Raw genomic sequence first — 20,045 nt, forward strand, 5'->3', positions numbered from 1 at the left:
GAACGCGTGTACGTGTGACTCGTGGGGTTCAGGTCTCGTGCCGGTCTGGTCTCGTGGTCGAACACTGCCGGGCGGCTATTCCCAGTGGTCGAAGCCGCAGCCGCACAGCCCCGGCTGGTTGGGCGTCTTCCCGCGCATCTCGAGGTCGAGGTAGAACTCGCGGATGGCGGCGGCCTCCTCGTCGGAGAGCGCGTCCGTCGGCGGGCCGCCGGGGCGCTGGCGTCGGCGCGGCCCCTCGCCCGCGCCGGCGGCGGGCGCGTCGTCGGCTCCGGCCTTCTTGCGCTCGGCCAGGATCTTCTGCACGAGACGCGAGCGCTCCGCGCGGATGACCTCGCGGTGGGCCGCGTCGCTCTCGAGCGAGAACAGGCGTCGACCATCGACGAACGTCGTCTCGCAGCGCGAGAGGGTGCTCATCGGCGGGCCCGACCACACGGCGAGGTCCGCGTCCATGCCCGGGCGGATCGCGCCCACGCGCGAGTCGATCTTCAACTGCTGCGCCGGGTGCAGCGTCACGAACTTCCAGGCCTCTTCCTCTGGAAGCCCGACGTACTTGACGGCCTTGGCCGCCTCGACGTTCAGCCGGCGCGCCAGCTCGTCGCTGTCGCTATTGAAGCTCGTCGTGGCGCCCACGAGCTGCATGAGCGGCAGGCCCTGCGGGATCGCGTCCTGCACTTCGACCTTGTACGCCCACCAGTCGGCGAACCCCGACCCGCCCCCGGAGTGGTCGCGCACGTAGTCCGCGACCTTGTACCCCTCGAGGATGTGCTGGAACGTGCCGATCTTGAACCCGAACTCCTTCGCGACGTGGCACAGCATCACGATCTCGTCCTGGCGGTACGAGTGGCAGTGCACCAGGCGCGTGCCCTCCAGGATCTCCGCCAGGGCGTCCAGCTCCAGGTCGCGCCGCGGCGGGCGGGCGCTCTTGCGCAGGGCGGCGTACTCGCGTGCGGCGGTGAATCGGTCGCGGATGAGCATCTCCACGCCCATGCGCGTCTGCGGGTAGCGGGCGCCCCCGCCCCCGGCGCCGGCCTCGCGCGGCGACGAGCTGTTCGCGCCGCGCGGGTTCTCGCCGAGCGCGAACTTGATCCCGGCGACCGCGCCCTCGAAGTGCATGTCGTTCGGGCGAGCCGCGCCCCAGCGCACCTTGTTCACCTGCGACTGCCCGCCGATGGCGTTGGCCGACCCGTGCAGGTTCAGCACGGTCGTCACGCCGCCCGCGAGCTGCCAGTACCAGTTCGTCGTGTCCGGGTTCGTGACGTCCTGGATGCGGACCTCGGCGGTGATCGCCTGCCCGCTCTCGTTCACGCCGCGCGAGATGCCCGTGTGGCTGTGCGCATCGATGATGCCGGCGGTGACGTGCTTGCCCGCGCAGTCGATAAGCACGGCGTCGGCGGGGACGGCGGGGAGAGGCGCCCCGGCCTCGACGATCCCCACGACCTTCCCCGCCGCCACGACCACGGTCGCGTTTTTCAGGATGCCCCGGTCGGTGTTGGTCCAGACCGTGCCGTTCCGCAGGACGAACGTGCCCTGCGCCGGGCGCTGCGTGGAGCCGTAGGGCCCGAAGGGCGTGGGCAGCGATTCGGGGATGTCCTTGAGCATCGGGTCTTCGTCGTCGGCGTCGTCCTTCTTTCGCCGGGCCGCCTCGTAGGTGTGCGTCGCGCCGTCGGGCAGGGTTGATTCGCCCGCCAGCGTGTCGCCGAAGATCCGCATCACGTCGGTGCTCTTGCCCGCGCCGCCCAGGGGCGCGAGGTCGTGCGTGAACCGGACGGTGCGGCCCTCCACCTTGACGTCCTCGCCCTTGATTACCGTGGGCTTGGGGCGCTGGGCGTTCTCGCCCTTGGGCTTGGTGAACGTGAGCGTGACGCTGTCCTTGCCGATCTCGATCGAGAGCGCGTCCTCGGCGTCGGGGTTGCGGATCTCGGCGTCGGCCTTGGTGACGCGCCACGTCCCCTGCACCCCGGCCCGCGTGCCCGTGAAGGGGTAGCGGGCGTTCGGCGTCACCACCGCGCCGGCGATGGTCGGGGGCGTGTCGGTGAAGTCCGGCGTCGCCTCGACGCGCGTGCCCGCGACCCCGGGCACGTCGTACCGCAGCGTGGCGCCGTCCCACTGGCAGGGCGCGGGCGTCTCGGAGCCGTCGGCGCCGACGATGGTGAGCGCGCCGGCGTCGTCGAAGACGAGCATCGGCGCCGGGCGGGCCGCGTCGGCACGTTCGAACACGAGGGGCCAGAGCCCGGCGAGCGAGCGGGGCTGACGCGCCGCGCTCCAGACGAACGACGTGCCGTCGGCGTGCAATCCCTGGCCAACAAGCCGCACCGGGCGCCGGGCGGCGTCGCGCTCGATCACGCCCGAGCCGGCGGAAACGCCCTCGCGCCCGCCCAGCGGGGCGTGGTCGAACGTGAAGTTCACACGCCCGCCCTCGATGCTCACGCGCGACGCCTTCACGCTCGCGTCGTCGCGGTGCAGCGTGATCGACGTGCCCTCGATGACGAGCTTTCGCTTGCCCTCGGGCGCACCGGGAACATCCAGAGTCCATTCGCCCGACAGGTCGTCGCCGGGCGTGTAGAGCTCGTGCGGGCGCCCGTCGATCCACACGGCACGCAGGCGGGTCTTCTTCTCGAACAGCGGCCCGTCGGCCACGATCAGGTTCGCACGCTTCCCCGGCTCCACCGTGCCGAGCTGCCCATCGGCGAGCAGCATCGCCGCGGGCGTGGTCGTCAGCGCCGCGAGCGCCTGATCGGGCGAGAGCCCCGCGCCGATCGCCTTGCGCAGGTTCTCCGTGAACTGGGCGCGGTCGCGCAGGCGCGCCGTCGTGAGCGCGAACTGCACGCCGGCCTTCGCCAGGCGACGCGGGTTCGTCGGGGCCTGCTCCCACGTCATGAGGTCGCGCAGCTCGGTCGAGTCGATCTTCGCCAGCGAGCCGACATCGGGCGTGCGCGGGAAGTTCAGCGGCAGGAACAGGGGCACCTTCTCCGCCGCGATCGCCTCCAACCGGCGGAACTCGGTCCCGCTGCCCAGCAGGATCGCGCGCCGGTCAAACTCCTTCGCGACGCCCGCCGCTCGCAGCGCGTCGAGCTCGTCGGCGGTATCCATGAGCAGCGGGGTGACGCCGTCGTACGAGCGGCTCAGGAACGCCAGGCACGCCTCGTTCTCGAGGGCCGCGGCGCGGGCCGCGCCCTCGGGCAGGGCGTCGAGCCACGCGGCGTCGGCCAGGGTCTGACGCACCAGCGCGATCGCGCCCATCAGGCTGTTGGGGTAGCCCCCGCGCGCGGTCTCGAACGACACGCCCTGGTAGATGTCGGCCCGGTACACCGGCGGACGCGCGACGCTCGGGTCGTCGGGCGCCTTGGCCAGGCTCACGAGCGCGCCCGTGCCCCGGAACGTCCCGCCGCGCGGCGCGATCCCCGCCGCACCGAACCCCAGCTTGCGCAGCGCCTCGGCCGTGGCGGCGTCGGCGCCCGCGCCGTCGAGCGCGCGCCGCTGCGGCGTGACGCCCGCGTTCCAGTGCACGCCCGGCGAGCCCGGGGCCGGCGCCGGGGCGTCGACCTCGACATACGGGTCGATGAACGCCGCGTACACGTGCAGGTCGGTGGAATCGATCACGCGCGGGCCCAGCGGCACGCGCGCGGGCTGCCCGTCAGCCCCGGGCAGGATCGCGACGACCACGCCGTCGCGGAACACGACCGTCGCGTTGGGAACCGTCTGCCCCGGGGCCGGGTGCAGCGTGCAGTTGGCGAGCGCCGTCCACGCGGGGTCGGCGCGTCGCGGGCCGTTCGCGGGCGGCTGGAGCGGGCCCGGGCCCTGCGCAAACACGAGCCCGCAGACACCCGATACGACGGCGAGGAGCAGCTTGAGCATGCGCCCAATGTACACGATCCGCCAACGCCGCAGAACCCCGCCGGGGGGCCTCGGCGAGTCGAATGCCGCGCGCGCCCGCGGGTGCGCCGTCGCCCGTCAGAACCGCTTGTGCACGGGGCGGCCCTCGGGAGGCCGCACCCCCAGGATGAGCCGCGCCAGCGCGAGATCGTCGGGCACCGTCACCTTGATGTTCCGCGCCTCGCCCTCCACCACGACGACCCGCTCGCCCAGGCGTTCAACCAGCCCGGCGTCATCGGTGCTCGAGAGGTCGGCCTGGGCGTACGCGCGTCGCAGCAGGTCGGCCCGGAAGAACTGGGGCGTCTGCACCAAGCCGAGCCCCGCGCGATCGACGGTCTGCTCGACCACGCGCAGCGGGCGCGAGGGAGCCGCCCCGAGGATCGCGGCGGTCGGGTCGTCCTCGCCCATCGCTTCGCCCGTGTCGCGCACGCGCTTCACGGTGTCGGTGATGCCGACGGCCGGGATCACGCCCGGGTACATCGCCCCGGCGCGCAGCACGCGGTCGATGAGCTCGGGCGACGCGCAAGGCCGGGCCGCGTCGTGCACGCACACGTGCGTGCAGTCGTCGGGCACCGCGCCGAGCGCCGCCCGCACGGTCTCCCAGCGGTGCGTGATCCCGCCCGGCACGAGCGTCGCGCCCAGGAACCCCAGGCGGTCGCCGTGGCGAGCCCGGAACTCGGCGAAGTCGTCGGGGTTGCCCGGGCCAGCGACGATGATCGCGCCGATCGTGCCCTCGCGGGGCTCGAACTTCGTGAACAGCTCGACCGTGCGCTGCAGCACGGGCTTGCCGCCCAGGTCTTCGTCGAGCTTGGACCGCAGCCCGCCGGCGGCGGCGTAGCGTGCCGAGGACCCGGCCGCGGGAATGATGACACCGATGCGCATGGCGGAGGGTACTGCAGGTCTCGGGCGTGGGCACACCGCGGAACGGGCCGGACGCTGATGAGGCCGGACGCGCTGAACAGGCGGGACGCGCGGGGCGTCAGCCCAAAGCGCGTCGGTTCACCACCTCCTCACCTCCTCACCTCCTCACCTCCTCACCTCCTCACCCCCTCACGTCCTCACCCCCTCACCCGCTCGCCCTCGCACCCCCTCACCGCTTCCCATCCCCACCGCAGCACTCGACGTTTCCACGCCGCAACGCGGCGACGGTCAATAGCCGGGGGTCGCCGCGTAGCGGCACCCCCGGACGTCCGCGCCCCACTCCCCCCGCGCACCGCGACGCGGTGCAGGCACCCGCCACTTCCCCGCGCTCACGCCGCGGCCCGGGCCGGGTCGGCGTCTGCGACGGCACACGCCGCCAGGGCGCGGCGACGGATCGCTCGCCAGCGCAGCGCGATGAGCCCGCACTCGAACAACACCCACGACGCCGCCGCGGGCAGCATCCACCACGCGTGCCGATCAAGCGCGTCCATGGTGCGGGTGATCAGGTCCTCGGCGTTGCCCTTGTAGAGCGCCTTGGCGAGCCCCACGAGCGGGTGGGGCTTCAAGAGCGCCCGCCCCGCGCCGTGCGTGACGAACTCCACGCCCCGCCGGCCTTTCGGCGCCGCCCGCAGCAGCGCCCGGCGCGCCAGCGCCTCGCCTTGCGGGCCGGCGTTCGCGCCTTGCCTCAGCAGGTCGGCGCCCGCCTTGCCCCCGATGTGCAAGGCCGCGTGCGCGTCGTCCGCGGAATCGATGAACCGCGCCAGTCGCGCGACGTCTTCTGGCGAATCGGCGTGTCGCATGAGCCGCGCCGCCCCGCCCGGCGAGGCCCGGCGCGCGATCGTCGCCGAATCTTCGAGCAGCGGGCGCAGCGACGACATCTCGCCCCGGCGCACACCCCGCACGATGAACCCGCCCAGTTCGTCGCCCAGCGCGCCGATCCTGCGGGCGGCCTTCAGGATCGACGGCGCCCAGTCGACCTGCGGCGCCAGCGTCGTCGCGACGCCCACGACGCTCAGCGCGAGGATCACCTCGTCGGTCTCGCCCTCGACGACGTACCGCCCGCCCTGGATGACGATGTCGCGCACATCGCCGACGACGAAGAAATCCGCCGCCACCGCGCCCACGAGCGATTCGAGCGTCTCGCCCTCGCCGCTGAGCGCGCCCCAGCCCACGTCCTTCGCGCGTCGGAGCCAGCTCGACTGCTCGTCGAGCGTCGCCTGCTTCTCGGCCAGCAGGGCGTCGCGCTCCTCGCCCTCGACGCGGCGGAGCCCGGCGTCGGCGATCGACACCGCCTCGCCGTAGCGTCCTTCCAGTCGAAGCGCCCGTACCTCGGCCGCGTAGTCGAAATCCGGCAGTTCCGCCAGCGCCCGGCGCGCCACCCGCGCCGACAGGTCCGCCGCCACCACCCACAGCACGAACCCCGCCAGCCCGAGGCGCACGAACCCCCAGCGCGACCGCCACAGCAGCACGCCCAGCGATCGCGCGAACGACAACCCCTGCGCAACGCGGCGTGGAGGTGCGATGGTCATCGGTCCTCCGTCGCGGGTGCGGCTGTGCCGCGCGCGTTGCCCTCGCCAGCTGCGAGTGTGCCGCCGCGGTCAACGACCACCTTCACCGGCACCGCGCCGCCCACGATCGACTTCACCAGCGCCGTCACCTGCTCGACGGTGACACGCTCCACCCGCGCCTGGTCCTCCGGGCGCAGCGTCATCTCGCGGGCGGCCTGGGCCGCGTCGCGCCGCGCCAGCCCCAGGTAATACTCCCCCGCGCGCGATCGCATCCGCAGCCAGCCCGTCTCCACCTCGGTGCGCTCGCGCTCGGGAAAGACCTCCGTCGCGACGCGTTGCGGCGGTGGGATCCGCACCACCAGCCCGTCGAAGACCGACACGCCCACCGCGTCGCCCGCGAGCCCCGACAAGTCCGTGCCGTACGCGAGACGCACCGGCACCTCGACGCTCGCCGCCACGTCACCCCGCCACGACGTATCGCCCCGGCGCACCGAGACCGTCGTGTCAATCTCCACCGTGACGAGCTTCATCGCCCGCATGGCGCGCGCGACATCCGCCGGCGCGGGCGACGGCGGCGCGACGGGCGCCTGCGCGACCGCCTCGCTCACCCGCGCACGCTCGACGCTTCCCCACAGGGGCACCAGCACGCACGCCAGCGCGAGGCACCCCAACGCAAGCACGCCGCCCGCGCGGGCGCCCGCTTGCCCGCCCACACGCGAACCCGGGCGCGACGGCGCGGAGGTGGGGGCTGCCGCGGGAGCGGTGGTCGAGATGGAGGCAGGAGCGCGGGAGCGCATCGGGTGATTATCGACAGGCCGAGGGCCAACGCCCCGCAAGTCTCCTGTGCCGTCCGGCCCTCCGGCCCTGTGGCGCTTTGGCGCAGCGGCGCTTCGGCCCTGTGGCACTGTGGCGCTGTGGTCCTCCGGCGCTTCGGCCCTGTGGCCCTGTGCTCTTCTTCGTACCATTGGGAATGCGCCCGTGCGTCTTCCTCGATCGCGACGACACGCTCGTCGAGTGCACGGCCTTGCCGCCGCCGCCCCCGCCCGCGCGCCCCGGCGACCTCGTCGACCCCGCACGCGTTCGCCTGCTCCCGGGCGTGGGCGAGGGCCTCTCGCGCCTCGCGGCGGGCGGATTCGCGTTGGTCGTGATCTCCAACCAGGGCAGCGTCGCCCGCGGCGGGGCCACGCTCGCCGACGTTGAACGCGTCAACGACCGCCTCCGCGACCTGGTGCGGGCCGACGCGGGCGTCGAACTCGACGCCGTCTACGTCTGCCCCTTCCACCCCGACCCGTTCGGCTCCGCGAAGAACGCCCCGGGCCCCGGGGAGGCCGGCACGAACGCGCCCGCGCCCGTCGCACGCTTCCACGCCGAGCACGACTGGCGCAAGCCCGCGCCCGGCATGATCCTGGCGGCGGCCCGCGAACTCGGACTCGACCTCGGCGGGTCGTGGCTCATCGGCGACGCCCCCCGCGACGTCGAGTCCGGGCGTCGCGCGGGGCTGGCCCCCCACCGCTGCCTGCGGATCGGCGAGGGCGCCGACGCCCCGGACCTGGCCGGGGCCGCCGACATCGTCCTCGGTGCGCACGACATCGGCGAGGTCATCGCCTCGGGGGGCGAGGTCTGCACGGTGCTGATGCACGCGCTCGACGCGGCCGCGCTCGCCGACGAACGCGTGCGGGGCACGGTGCTCGCCAGCGCCCGCAGCGTGGCCGACCGCGCGGGCGTGCGCGTGCTGCACGCCGAGATCGAGGGCGGCGCGCTCATCGTTACGCTCGCGGCCGGGCGCCTCGCGGGGCTCGGGCTGCTGGGCGAGGTCCGCACGATCACCGACCGCTGGCGCGCCTCGCGCGGCGAGGGCCCGCTGTGGAGAGGTGCGCATGACTGACGCCACCCCCCCCACCCCCCCCACGCCGCCGCCGCCGGGCACGCGAGGCGCGTCCGCCCCGGGCCGCCTGCTCGTCGTGCTGCCGAGCTGGGTGGGCGACGTCTGCATGGCGACGCCCACGCTCCGCGCGATCCGCCAGGCGTTCCCGGGAATCCTGATCGGGGGCCTGTGCCGCCCGGGCATCGACGACCTGCTCGCGGGCTGCGGGTTCTTCGACGACCTGCACGTGCAGCGGGCGTCGGGCGTCATGGGCCCCAAGCACGCGGCGGCCCGGGTGCGCCACGCGCGCTACGACACCGCCCTGCTGCTCACCAACTCGTTCAGCACCGCCCTCGCCGTCCGCATGGCGGGCATCCCCCGCCGCATCGGCTACGACCGCGACGCGCGGGGCATCCTGCTGACCGACAAGCTCAAGGCCCCCACGCGACCCGACGGCTCGTGGTCTCCCGTGCCCGCCGTCGACTACTACTGGACGCTCGCCGAGCGGTTCCTCCTGCCGCTCTCGCGCGTGGGCGGGGCGGCGATGGGCCCGCTGCAACTCGGGCTGACCGACGCCGAGCGGGACGCGGGAAACGCGCTGCTGGAGCGGGCCCTGGCCGGGCGCAACGCGGCCCGCTCGTTGGCGATCCTGAATCCCGGGGGCAACAACCCGGCCAAGCGCTGGCCGGCCGACCGCTTCGCGCGCCTCGGGGCCTGGCTGGCCGACGCCCACGCGATGGACATCCTCGTCAACGGCTCGCCCGGCGAGCGCGATCTCACCGGCGCGATCGCGTCCGACGTCCGCCGCCTCGCGCCCGGCGCGGGTGTCGGCGATCTCGCGGCGTCGGGCGTCACGCTGTCGAGCCTCAAGGCCATCGTCGCGCGGGCCGGGCTCATGGTGACCAACGACACCGGCCCGCGCCACATCGCCGCGGCGTTCGGCGTGCCCGTCGTCACGCTCTTCGGCCCCACCGACCACCGCTGGACCACCATCCCCACGCGCCCCGACGCGCCGGAAGCGATCGTTCTGGCCGACCCCACCCTGCCCGACGACCAACTCGCCAACGACCACCCCGAACGCTGCGCCATCGACCGCATCCACGAGCCCCGGGTCCGGGAATCGGTGTCGCGGGTGCTGGGGGCAAGCGGGAGGGCCGCCTCGCGGACGCCCTTGGACGCCGCCCGACCCGCTCCCTAGACTTGCCCTCGCCTTGGGCGACCGCCCGGGCGAAGACATTTCAGCGGACCATCGGCCCGGTCGATGGTCCGAGGCCAGACAGCCGGGGGCATAGCTCAGTTTTGGTAGAGCGCATCCATGGCATGGATGAGGTCAGGGGTTCGAGTCCCCTTGCCTCCACTTCGGCGAAGCGCACGGGACCGGCAACGGTCCCGTGTTCGCGTTTTGTCCCTGCTCCCGTTCCGGCGGGCCCGCGCCGTGCTTAGCCGAAGCGTCCGGAGATGTACTGCTCGGTGAGCGGCTTGGCGGGGTTCTGGAAGATGGTGGGCGTGCGGGCGAACTCGACGATCTCGCCCAGGTACATGAACGCGGTGTAGTCGCTCACGCGGGCCGCCTGCTGCATGTTGTGCGTCACGATCAGGATCGTCACGCGCGTGCGCAGGTCGTCGATGAGTTCCTCGATCTTGCTGGTGGCGATGGGGTCGAGCGCGCTGGTGGGCTCGTCGAAGAGCACGATCTCGGGCTCGACGGCCAGGGCGCGGGCGATGCACAGGCGCTGCTGCTGCCCGCCCGAGAGCGAGTAGGCGTTGTCCTTGAGCCGGTCCTTGACCTCGTCCCACAGGGCCGCCCCGCGCAGGGCCTGCTCCACCCGGTCGCCCAGCGTGCCCCGGCCCCGCACGCCCCGCAGGCGCAGCCCGTACGCGACGTTCTCGAAGATCGACTTGGGGAACGGGTTGGGCTTCTGGAAGACCATGGAGATGCGCATGCGCATCTCGACGGGGTTCGTGCGGTGGTCGGCGATGTCCAGCGTGCGCGTCGCGCCCCCGTCGCCCCGCGTGTGCAGCAGGATCTGCCCCGCGTAGCGGTTGTGCGGGTACAGGTCGTGCATGCGGTTGAAGCAGCGCAGCAGCGTGGTCTTGCCGCACCCCGAGGGGCCGATCAGGGCCGTCACCGCCTTCTCGCGGAACACCCCGTTCACGTGCTTCACCGCCTGGAACGCGCCGTAGTAGAACGAGAAGTCCTTGACCTCGGCCTTGATGGGCGCGCTGTCGGGCGTCGGCGGGCGGGGGACCCCCGGCGACGGGCGGGGCGTCTCGGACGCGCCGGGCGCCTTGCCGGGGGCGGGCTTCGGGGGAGCGTCTGTCACCACTTGATCCTCCGGCGCACACGGTATCGCACCGCGATCGCCACGGCGTTCATCGTGAGCGTGATGGCCATGAGCACGATGCCCGTCGCCGCCGCGTGGGCCGCAAAGTCCGTCCCGGCGCGGCTCACCCAGTTGAACATCTGGATCGGCAGCACCGTGAAGGGCGACATCAGCCACTCCGTCGGCCCCACGCTGGCGCCCTCGCGCGTCACGCTGAAGGGCGCCGGCGGCAGGAACGCGATGTACGTGAGCGCCCCGATCGTCACCAGCGGGGCCGTCTCGCCGATGGCCCGCGACAGCGCGATGATCACGCCCGTCGCGATCCCGCCCATGGAGTAGGGCAGCAGATGGTTCGACACGACCTGCCAGCGCGTGGCCCCCAGCGCGTACGCCGCCTCGCGGATGTACTGCGGGATCGCGCGGAGCGCCTCGCGCGTCGCGACGATCACGATCGGCAGAATGAGCATCGCCAGCGTCAGCCCGCCGGTCAGGATCGACGTGCCCAGGCGGAACTGGTACACGAGCAGGCCCAGCGCCATGAGCCCGTAGATGATCGACGGCACGCCCGCCAGGTTCGAGATGTTGATCTCGATGATCGTCGTGAACCAGTTCTTGCGCGCGTACTCCTCGAGGTACACCCCCGCCGCGATCCCCAGGGGCACCGCCGTCAGCCCCGTCACGATCATGACGAGCAGCGAGCCCACGAGGGGCGAGAGGATGCCCGCGCGTTCGGGGCGGTACGAGGGATAGTTGGTGATGAACGACCAGTCGAGGCGGCGCGCGCCCTCGTACACCAGGTCGCCCAGGAGCAGCGCCAGCACGCCCAGGCAGAGCACCGTGAGCCCCGCGCCCGTCCAGCGGAACGCCCGGTCCCACAACTGCCCGCGCCGGATGATGGTGTGCAGATCGTCCATGGCTAGTAGACCTGGCGGAACCGCCGACGCAGGAACGCGCCCAGCAGGTTGAAGCCCAGCGTCATGACGAACAGCGTCAGCCCCGCGGCGAAGATCGACTCGTACCCCACGCTCCGGTGCGGCAGGTCGCCCTGCGAGACCTGCACGATGTACGCGGTGATCGTCGCCGCCGCCTCGGTCGGATCGATCGTGAGGTTCGGCTTCCCGCCCGCGGCGATCGCGACGATCATCGTCTCACCCACCGCGCGCGACATCGCGAGCGTGTACGCCGCCGCGATCCCCGAGATCGCCGCCGGGAACACCACCCGCAGCGCGGTCGTCAGCCGGTTGGCGCCCATCGCGTACGAGCCCTCGCGCAGGATCATCGGCACCGCGCGCATCGCGTCCTCGCTCAGCGACGACACGTACGGCACGATCATGACGCCCATCACCAGCCCGGCGATCAGCATGTTGAACGCCGGCAGCCCGGGGAAGATCGACTGCAGCCCCGGGCCCACGAAACTGATCGCGAAGTACCCGTACACCACCGTCGGCACCGCGCTCAGCAGTTCCAGCACCGGCTTCACCGATTCGCGCACGCGGTGGGGCGCGAACTCCGACAGCCAGATCGCGATGATCGTCCCCACGGGCATCGCCACCACCAGCGCCACGGCCGTGGTCACCAGCGTCCCGCTCACCAGGGGCATGATCCCGAACTGCTGGGGCTCGAACAGCGGGGTCCACTCGCGCCCCGTCAGGAACTCGCGCACCGTCACCTGCGGCTGGCGGAAGAACAGGATCGAGTCGTACACGAGCACGTACACGATGCCCGCCGTCACGAAGATCGAGAACACCGCCGCCAGCAGCAGCCCGACCTCCAGCAGACGCTCCACGGGGCGCGCGCCCACCGTGGCCGGCAGGGGCAGAGGATCGACCGGTCGTGCTACCGCTGCCGACATCGTGCTCCACTCTCGGGGAATGAACCCGTTCCGCGTTGGGCGCTTCCCGCCCGCGACTCACTCGGCCTCGCGCGCCAGCACGTCCTCGATCTTGATGCCCACCGGCGATTCGCCCGCGAAGACCGATCCGGCTTTGCGCTGCGCGAACCGCGACGCCGCGAGCTGGTACGCCGCGTCCGGCAGGGGCACGTAGCGAACCTCCGTCGCGAGCTTCCCCGCGTTGGCCAGGTAGAACTCGACGAACTGGCGCACCTCGGCGCGGGTGTCCGCGCTCTTCTTGTTCACGTAGATGAAGAGCGGGCGCGAGAGCGGCGCGTACGTGCCGTTCAGCACCGTCGCGGGGCTGGGCGTCACCGGGTCCTTCGTCGCCGTGTTCTTGTCCCAGGCGATCGCCACCGGCGTCAGTCGCTCCTGGTGCGCCAGGTAGTAGGCCATGCCGAAGTAGCCCAGCGCGTTCTTGCTGCGCTCCACGCCCGTCACGAGCGTGTTGTCGTCTTCCGAGGGCGTGTAGTCCGGGCGCGAGGCCTTCGCCTTCCCGACGATCGCCTCGGTGAAGTAGTCGAACGTGCCCGAGTCGGCGCCCGGGCCGAACAGGTCGATCGGGGCGTCGGGCCACTCCGGACGCACCTGGTTCCACCTCGTGATGACGCCCTTGGCCTCCGGCTCCCAGACCTTCTTGAGCTCCGCCACCGTCATGGAGCGGGCCCACGTGTTCTCCTTGTTCACGACCACCGTCAGCGCGTCGTACGCCACCGGCAGCTCGATGAACTCCACCCCCGCCTTCGCGCAGTCCTCGATCTCGGTCTTCGAGATCGGGCGCGACGCATTCGCCACGTCGATCTCACCCCGCGCGAACTTCTTGAACCCGCCCCCGGTCCCGGAGTTCCCCACCGTCGCGCGCAGCCCCTTGTTCGCGATCTGGAACTCCTCCGCCACCGCCTGCGAGATCAGGAACACCGTGCTCGAGCCGTCCGTCTTCACCACGTTCGACGTGGCCTCGCCCGTGGGCGCGTCCGAGCCCGGGGCCCCCTTGGGCGCCTCGCCGGTCGCCGGCGCCGTCGCGCCAGCGGGCGCTTTCTCCCCGCCCTGCGGCGACTCCCCGCACCCCGACATCCAGCCCACACACGCCGCCGCCACCACCGCCGCCCATCCGAGCACGCGAGTCATGCCTGCGTCTCCCATTGTTCGAAGCCCCGCCCCAGCACACCGTCCCGACCCGACGTCCGTGCGGCTCCGGCACGGGCGTCCGAGAATCCCCCTCACCCTAAGTCTCGTGCGCCCCAGCCGATGGAACCCATGACCAATCTTCGCATTGAGTTCGTGTTGTGTTCGGACGAACTCTCGCGGATCTTCCCGCCTCGGGCCCCGTTCACGCCGTCGGCTGCCCGCCCGCCTCCCGCATCAGCGTCTCGAACGTGCCGAGCAGTTCCACGCTGTCCGGCGACGCGTCGCGCGGCGGCGCGCGCCGCACGCTGTGCCCCTCCCCGGTCAGGTCCCAGGCGTTCCGGTGGTCCGCCAGGTGCACCTGCATGATCCGCAGCAGGCGCTCCCGCGCCTCGCGATCGCGCACCGGCACCGCGACCTCCACCCGGTTCGACAGATTCCGGTACATCCAGTCCGCGCTCCCGAAGTACCAGTCCCCGTCCAGCGGGTCTTCCTGCCCGGACGCGAAGTGGAAGATCCGCGAGTGCTCGAGGAACCGCCCCACCACCGACAGCACGCGAATGTTCTCCGACATCCCCGGCACCCCCGGACGCAGGCAGCAGAACCCGCGGCAGACGATCGTGATCTGCACGCCCGCCGCGCTCGCCGCGTACAGCCGCTCGGTGATGTCCCGGTCCTCGAGCGCGTTGACCTTCACCAGGATCCGCGCCGGGCGACCACGCCGCGCAAACTCCATCTCGCGCTCGATCATCTGGTTGAACCGCGTGCGCATGGTGAAGGGCGCGACGAGCAGGTTGGGGTACGACGGCGCCGCGGCCATGCCCGTGAGGAAGTTGAACAGGTTCACGAGGTCCGCCGTGATCTCCGGATCGCACGTGAACAGCCCGCAGTCGGTGTAGAGCTGCGCGGTGCGCGGATGGTAGTTGCCCGTGCCCAGGTGCGCGTAGCAGCGCAGCCCGTGACGCTCGCGCCGCACCACCAGGCTCGTCTTGCAGTGGGTCTTGAGCCCGGCGACCCCGTACGCCACGTGCACGCCGGCCTTCTCGAGCTGGCGCGCGAACCGCACGTTGCGCCCCTCGTCGAAGCGCGCCCGCAGTTCGACGAGGCACGCGACCTGCTTCCCGCTCTCGGCCGCTCTCACGAGGTTCTCGATGAACGGCGAGTCCGGCGAGGTGCGGTAGAGGGTCTGCTTGATGGTGAGCACGTCCGGGTCCGCCGCGGCCGCCGCGATGAACCGCTCGACGCTCATCCGGAAGCTCTCGTACGGGTGGTGGACGAGGATGTCCTGCTTGCGGATTGCCGCAAAGAACGCCGCCGACGACTTCTCGCCCGACGCCGCCATCGCCGTCGCGAGTCGGGGCGGCGTCACGCCCTTCCAGGGCTTGTGGCGCAGGTCCGGGCGCTCCAGGTCGGCCAGCTCCGCGACGAGCTGCGCGCTCGACAGCGCCGGACGCTCATACACGTCCTGCGAATCGATGTTCAGCTTGTCCACCAGGCGCCGGCGCAGCTCCTCGCCCGCGCTCTCCTCGATCTCCAGGCGCACCACCCGCGCAAAGCGGCGCTGCTTCAGGTCGGCCTCGATGGACTGCAGCAGGTTCGCCGTGTCGAGATCGTCGCGCTGGATGCCCGCCGAGCGCGTCACGCGGAACAGCACGTGCTCCTCGACCCGCAGCCCGGGGAACAGATCGTCAAGGTTGTGCCGGATGATGTCCTGCAGCAGCGCGTACCGCGCCCCGGCTTCCCGCTCGCCCGACGGCAGGCGCACCAGGTGCCGGATCGTCTGCGGGAACTTCAGGCGCGCAAAGCTCGCCTCCGGCCCCGCCCCGGGCAGCGTCTGCGCCGGCGCGGGCTCGGGCGGCGTCGCCAGCACCGCCAGGTTCTCCGACAGGTTCGAGATGAACGGGAACCGGTGCGTCGGGTTCACCGCCAGGGGCGTCAGCGCCGGGAAGACGTTCGCCCGGTACCAGTCCTCCGACCACCGGCGCTCCTTCGCCGAAAGCTCCGTGTACCGCAGCATCACGATCCCCGCGCGCTCCAGCAGCGGGACCAGTTCCCTGTACCGCGCGTCGTGCTCCCCCTGCAGCGCGGTCACGAACTCGCGGCACCCGTTCAGCTGCTGGCGGGGCGTCAGCCCGTCCGGCCCGGGAGCGCTCACCCCCGCGTGCACCTGGCGCTTCAGCAGCCCCACGCGCTTCATGAAGAACTCGTCCAGGTTGCTCGTGAAGATGCTCAGGAACCGCAGCCGCTCCAGCAGCGGGAGCGTCTCATCCCCCGCCTGCGCCAGCACCCTCCGGTTGAACTCCAGCCACGACAGATCGCGGTTGAAGAACCGCGCCTGCTCATCGCCGATGAACGGCGCTCCGGGGATCCTGCTCACGTTCTTGCGCGCTGTCTGGGGCATCGGAACGTCCGCGGGTCCGCCGGGACGCACGCGGATCGTTGGGGGCGTCGTGCCCTCGTGCGCGGGTTCCATGGAGATCCCTTCCAAAATCCGTACACCTACCGCGGGCGGATGTACGTCGCCCCGCACCCGGGCGCCTCGGTCACGCGCACCGACCGCACCCGCGCGTGCGGCGCCAGCGATGCGTCGAGGCGCGACGCCAGTTCATCGGCGATGTGACGCGCCACACGCTCCGCGCTCGGGTTGATCGTCGTGAACGGCGCCACGTCGTTGAGCGATCGGTTGTGGAACGCGCCGGTGATGTCCTCGAGCGCCGCGTGCACCGTGTGAAAGTCGCACACCAGTTCGTCGCTGTCCAGCGCGTCGCCGACGATGATCGCCGTCACGTGCCAGTTGTGCCCGTGCACGGGCTCGCGCGTGCCGGCGATGGCGAGCGCGTGGGCGGCGGAGAAGACGTGCTCGACCGAGATCTCGAACATGAACCCAGCGTAGCGGAAAGGCCGGCCCGCCGTTGTCGCTACGCTTGCCCTCGCATGAGCAGACTGATGCTGTCGGTGTCGGGGTGTCGCGGGGTCATCGGGCGGACGCTCACGCCCGAGGTCGCCGCCCGCTTCGCCGGGTGCTTCGGGGCCTTCCTCGTCGAGCGATCCGCCGGGCGGCCCGTCACCGTCGTGCTCGGACGCGACGGGCGGCGCGGGAGCGAGGTCATCGCCGCCGCCGCCTGCGCCGGGCTGGCCGGCGCCGGCTGTCGCGTCATCGACCTCGGCGTCGCCGCCACCCCCACCGTCGCGGTCGAGACCGACGTCTTCGCCCGCGCCCGCCCGCCCGCGGCTGGGATGGTCGTCACCGCCAGCCACAACCCGCAGGATTGGTGCGGGCTCAAGTGCCTCCTCGCCGACGGGGGCGAGTTCGGCTCCGCCGCCTGCGCCCCGCCCGCAGACCTCGCCCGTCTCATCATCGACCGCTTCGAGCGTGCCCAGCCCGGGACGGCCTCATGGGACGCCATCGGCACCATCGAGCCACTCGCGGGCGCGCACGACGAGCACGTCGAGCGCCTGGCCGAAGCGCTCGAGGCCGCCGGGCTCGCCGAAGACCCCAGCACGCTGGGCGAGGGGCTGAAGGTCGCGCTGGATTCGGTGAACGCGTCGGGGGCCGAGGCGGCCCGCGCGTTCCTCGAGGCCGTCGGGTGCGAGGAGATCCTGCACCTGGGCGCCGAGGGCGACGGGATCTTCCGCCACCCGCCCGAGCCGACGAGCGAGAACCTGGGCCTGCCCGGCGGGCTGTGCGACGCCGTGCGCGAGAGCGCGAGCGACGTGGGCTTCGCGCAAGACCCCGACGCGGATCGGCTCGCCATCATCGACGAGCGCGGACGCTACATCGGCGAGGAGTACACGCTCGCGCTGGGCGCGCTCGCGCTTCTGGAGGCCCGGCGCCGGCGGGCCGAGCCCACGCAGGGCTGCGTGCTCGTCACGAACCTCAGCACCTCGCGCATGCTCGACGATGTCGCCGCCCGGTTCGGGGCGCGCGTCGAACGAACGCCCGTGGGCGAGGCCCACGTCGTCGAGACGATGAAGCGCCTCGCCGCCGCGGGAACCCCCGTGCTCGCCGGGGGCGAGGGCAACGGCGGGCTCATCTGGCCCCGCGTCACCTACGTCCGCGATTCGCTCTCCTCGATGGCGATGATCCTCGCGCTGCTTCGCGACGGCCCCGATCGCCGGCGCGTCTCCGACCTCGTGGCGTCGATCCCCGCGTACGCGATCGAGAAGCGCAAGGTCGATCTCCCGCGACGCGAGGACGCCGCCCCGGGCCTCGAGCGCGTCGCCAACGCCTTCCGCGCCCAGCGCCTCGACACCCGCGACGGCGTGTGGGTCGATTTCACGCACGGGCCCCTCGCCGGACGGGCCTGGCTCCACGTGCGGGCGAGCAACACCGAGCCGATCCTGCGGCTCATCGCCGAGGCCCCCACGCCCGCGGCGGCCCGCTCGATTCTGGACGAGGCCGGGCGCGTGCTGAACCAATGAAAACACTTGGCATGCTAAGCTCTGCCGGCTCACCAGCGGATTCTTTCAGAATATTCTGAAAGCACGTTGAACCGGCGCCCGCTCGCCGGGATACTGGAGGTATGCCCGACACGCGCGAGCAACTCGCCGCCGCTCAGGACCGGTTCATCGCGGTCTGGGGCCAGATGGCCGGCGCGTGGGGCGTCTCCCGCACGATGGCCGAGGTGCACGCGCTGCTGTACATCACCGGCGAGGCGATGAACACCGACGAGGTGATGGACCGCCTGCAGATCTCGCGCGGCAACGCGAGCATGTCGCTGCGGGCGCTGCTCGACTGGGGCATCGTCGAGCGCACGCACCGCCGGGGCGACCGCAAGGAGTACTTCCGGGGCGAGCAGGACGTCTGGGCGCTCTTCCGCGCGATCGTCCGCGGGCGGCTCACGCGCGAGGTGGACCCGCTGCTCGCGAGCCTGCACGAGATCCGCGACATGTCGCCCGGCGAGCGGCGCCGGGCCAAGGGCGAGGCGCTGTCCGAGGCCGACCGGGCGCTGCTCGAGGCGCACAACGCGCGGCTCGATTCCATGGTGGAGTTCTTCAAGATCCTGGAAGGGCTGGCCCAGACGTTCGTGAGCCCGGCGGGACGCGGGCTCCAGGCCGCCGCGGTGTTGCTGTCCGCGACGCGTCCGCAGGAGGGCCGGGAGGACGTCGCGTGACGCGCACCCGCACCGAGTGCGGCCCGGCACACCCAGAGGCCGCGCCCCCGCGGCACGCGTGCGTCGCGTGGCAGGTGGGCGCGGGCCCGTGGTGCCCCGGCGGCGTCGCGTGCGAGGTCGTGTGGGACGTGCCCCTGTCCGAACCTTCGGCGCGCGCCACGTGCCGCGTTGTCGGGCCCGCGGGGTCCAGCGTGCTGCACGACGCGCCGGTGCGCATCACGCGGGACGGATTCGACCAGGTGCACGCGCACACCGATGACGGCTCGCTGGTGGCGAGCTTCGACGCGAGCGACGGGCGCGTGCTGTACGCCCGCACGACGATGCTGCGAGGCCTGGGCGTGCCCGGCGGAAGGGCCGAGATCGCACGCCTGCGCACGCCCGAGGCCCGGGCTACGAACGCTTGCCCAGCACCATCCCGATGACCGCGCCGATGACAGTGACGCCCGCGGCGACGCCGACCAGAATGAAGAAGTTCTCGCCGATCGTCTGCAGCGTCCCGCCGCCGGCCGCGCTCGTGAAGCCCAGGATCAGCGTCGCCATGCCGAGCATGAGCGCCACGACCATGCCCACGGCCAGCCCGCCCGCGATGCCCGACCACGTCCCGTCGTAGGGCTCGGCCGCGACCATCACGGGAGCAGCGACCTCGGTCTCGGACGCGCCGGGCGATTCGAAGAGTGCGCCGCCGCCGTCGCTGGCGCCGGGGATGTCCGCCGTGGTCTGCTGCGCCACGGTGTCCGAGCCGTAGACGTCGTCCATCAGGCCTTGGCCGAGCGACGTGTCATCGGCTTCCTTCTTGAGATCGAGCAGCCCGCCCGAGCCCGACCCGCTGCGCCCGGGATCGTCGAACCCGGCCGTGGGGCTCGTGCTCACCCGCGTGACGGCGTTGGCATCGGCGTCGTCGGTCGCGTCGGCCTCGAAGATCCCGATCGCGCTGCCGTCGCTGTCCTTGCGCCCGCCCTTGGGCTGGTCGAGCGTCATCCCGGTGCCGCTGGACGAGAGCTTGAGCTCGCCGCTGTCGGCCGCCAGCGGGATCATCCCGTCGTCGTCGCCTCCCGCCAGCAGGTCCACCTGCTCGCGCTTGAACATCAGCTTGTCGCGATCGCGGAACTCCTGCAACTGCCCGCGCGCGGCCATCTGACGCACGTCCTCCACGGACTTGCCGAGCTTCTGGGCGGCTTCTTCGAGCGAATAGAACATCTTGTCCATGGCGAACTCCACGTTACGCGTCTGAGCAGCGCCCCCGTGCCACGTTCACAGCCCGGGAGCGCAAAGGCCCCCAGCATAGCATCAAATCCGATTCTGCGTGCTCGCGGGTTCCGCCCCGTACGGACTTTCTTCGGGATCGCGTCCCGTCGGCCCGCGCTCCGCGCACGTTGCCGCAACCCGCGCGTCGCACCCTCGGTAGACCTCGTGCCCGCTCCGGCG

At 72.2% G+C, this 20,045-nt stretch carries 16 protein-coding genes and 1 tRNA gene; 6 read left to right on the forward strand and 11 right to left on the reverse strand.

Annotated features, from left to right (window positions below; translation table 11 throughout):
* Positions 1-75: 75 nt before the first annotated feature.
* The 4 genes from SFY69_07595 to SFY69_07610 all read right to left on the reverse strand — a co-directional run bounded on the left by SFY69_07595 (position 76) and on the right by SFY69_07610 (position 7,099).
* Positions 76-3,855 carry an amidohydrolase family protein gene (locus SFY69_07595; GenBank protein ID MDX2131898.1) on the reverse strand — a complete coding sequence of 1,260 codons (3,780 nt, stop codon included), beginning with the start codon at positions 3,853-3,855 and terminating at the stop codon, positions 76-78.
* 96 nt (positions 3,856-3,951) lie between these two features.
* A complete protein-coding gene (locus SFY69_07600) occupies positions 3,952-4,755 on the reverse strand; it encodes a 2-C-methyl-D-erythritol 4-phosphate cytidylyltransferase (protein MDX2131899.1) in 804 nt (267 codons plus the stop codon).
* Positions 4,756-5,123: 368 nt separating this feature from the next.
* Entirely contained in the window at positions 5,124-6,323 is a 1,200-nt protein-coding gene (locus tag SFY69_07605) for a hypothetical protein (protein MDX2131900.1), read from the reverse strand.
* Complete coding sequence (locus tag SFY69_07610) at positions 6,320-7,099, reverse strand: DUF4230 domain-containing protein (GenBank protein ID MDX2131901.1); 780 nt, start codon at positions 7,097-7,099, stop codon at positions 6,320-6,322. The genes SFY69_07605 and SFY69_07610 overlap by 4 nt, the downstream gene beginning before the upstream one ends.
* A 173-nt stretch (positions 7,100-7,272) precedes the next feature.
* On the opposite strand from SFY69_07610, the gene SFY69_07615 reads away from it, so the two are divergent.
* The 3 genes from SFY69_07615 to SFY69_07625 all read left to right on the forward strand — a co-directional run bounded on the left by SFY69_07615 (position 7,273) and on the right by SFY69_07625 (position 9,523).
* Positions 7,273-8,187 (forward strand): HAD-IIIA family hydrolase, encoded by a 915-nt coding sequence (locus SFY69_07615; GenBank protein MDX2131902.1) that lies wholly within the window; start codon positions 7,273-7,275, stop codon positions 8,185-8,187.
* On the forward strand, positions 8,180-9,364 hold the full coding sequence (locus SFY69_07620) for a glycosyltransferase family 9 protein (GenBank protein MDX2131903.1): 1,185 nt from the start codon (positions 8,180-8,182) through the stop codon (positions 9,362-9,364). The genes SFY69_07615 and SFY69_07620 overlap by 8 nt, the downstream gene beginning before the upstream one ends.
* Before the next feature lie 84 nt (positions 9,365-9,448).
* Positions 9,449-9,523: transfer RNA gene (locus tag SFY69_07625), tRNA-Ala, on the forward strand.
* An 82-nt stretch (positions 9,524-9,605) separates the two neighbouring features.
* On the opposite strand, the gene pstB is transcribed toward SFY69_07625, so the two are convergent.
* The 6 genes from pstB to SFY69_07655 form a co-directional block, all read right to left on the reverse strand.
* Positions 9,606-10,382 carry a phosphate ABC transporter ATP-binding protein PstB gene (gene pstB, locus SFY69_07630; protein ID MDX2131904.1) on the reverse strand — a complete coding sequence of 259 codons (777 nt, stop codon included), beginning with the start codon at positions 10,380-10,382 and terminating at the stop codon, positions 9,606-9,608.
* A gap of 104 nt (positions 10,383-10,486) precedes the next feature.
* On the reverse strand, positions 10,487-11,404 hold the full coding sequence (gene pstA / locus SFY69_07635) for a phosphate ABC transporter permease PstA (protein ID MDX2131905.1): 918 nt from the start codon (positions 11,402-11,404) through the stop codon (positions 10,487-10,489).
* Between the two features lie 2 nt (positions 11,405-11,406).
* Entirely contained in the window at positions 11,407-12,342 is a 936-nt protein-coding gene (gene pstC, locus SFY69_07640; protein ID MDX2131906.1) for a phosphate ABC transporter permease subunit PstC, read from the reverse strand.
* Positions 12,343-12,399: 57 nt separating this feature from the next.
* Positions 12,400-13,509, reverse strand: a complete 1,110-nt coding sequence (locus SFY69_07645; GenBank protein ID MDX2131907.1) for a PstS family phosphate ABC transporter substrate-binding protein — start codon at positions 13,507-13,509, stop codon at positions 12,400-12,402.
* Between the two features lie 202 nt (positions 13,510-13,711).
* Positions 13,712-15,907, reverse strand: a complete 2,196-nt coding sequence (gene ppk1 / locus SFY69_07650; protein ID MDX2131908.1) for a polyphosphate kinase 1 — start codon at positions 15,905-15,907, stop codon at positions 13,712-13,714.
* 98 nt (positions 15,908-16,005) lie between these two features.
* Complete coding sequence (locus SFY69_07655; protein ID MDX2131909.1) at positions 16,006-16,386, reverse strand: 6-carboxytetrahydropterin synthase; 381 nt, start codon at positions 16,384-16,386, stop codon at positions 16,006-16,008.
* Positions 16,387-16,440: 54 nt separating this feature from the next.
* Between SFY69_07655 and SFY69_07660 the strand changes: the two genes are divergently transcribed.
* From SFY69_07660 to SFY69_07670, 3 genes are all read left to right on the forward strand, one after another.
* Positions 16,441-17,928 carry a phosphoglucosamine mutase gene (locus SFY69_07660; GenBank protein MDX2131910.1) on the forward strand — a complete coding sequence of 496 codons (1,488 nt, stop codon included), beginning with the start codon at positions 16,441-16,443 and terminating at the stop codon, positions 17,926-17,928.
* Between the two features lie 101 nt (positions 17,929-18,029).
* Positions 18,030-18,620, forward strand: coding sequence for a hypothetical protein (locus tag SFY69_07665; protein ID MDX2131911.1), 591 nt, complete (start codon positions 18,030-18,032; stop codon positions 18,618-18,620).
* Positions 18,617-19,042 (forward strand): hypothetical protein, encoded by a 426-nt coding sequence (locus tag SFY69_07670; GenBank protein ID MDX2131912.1) that lies wholly within the window; start codon positions 18,617-18,619, stop codon positions 19,040-19,042. The genes SFY69_07665 and SFY69_07670 overlap by 4 nt, the downstream gene beginning before the upstream one ends.
* On the opposite strand, the gene SFY69_07675 is transcribed toward SFY69_07670, so the two are convergent.
* The gene (locus SFY69_07675) at positions 19,011-19,826 is read right to left on the reverse strand and encodes a helix-turn-helix domain-containing protein (GenBank protein MDX2131913.1); all 816 of its coding nucleotides are present in this window, start codon (positions 19,824-19,826) and stop codon (positions 19,011-19,013) included. The two genes, SFY69_07670 and SFY69_07675, sit on opposite strands and share 32 nt — an antisense overlap.
* Positions 19,827-20,045 lie beyond the last annotated feature (219 nt).

It is taken from the genome of Planctomycetota bacterium (genome assembly GCA_033763975.1).
Taxonomy (GTDB): domain Bacteria; phylum Planctomycetota; class Phycisphaerae; order Phycisphaerales; family UBA1924; genus RI-211.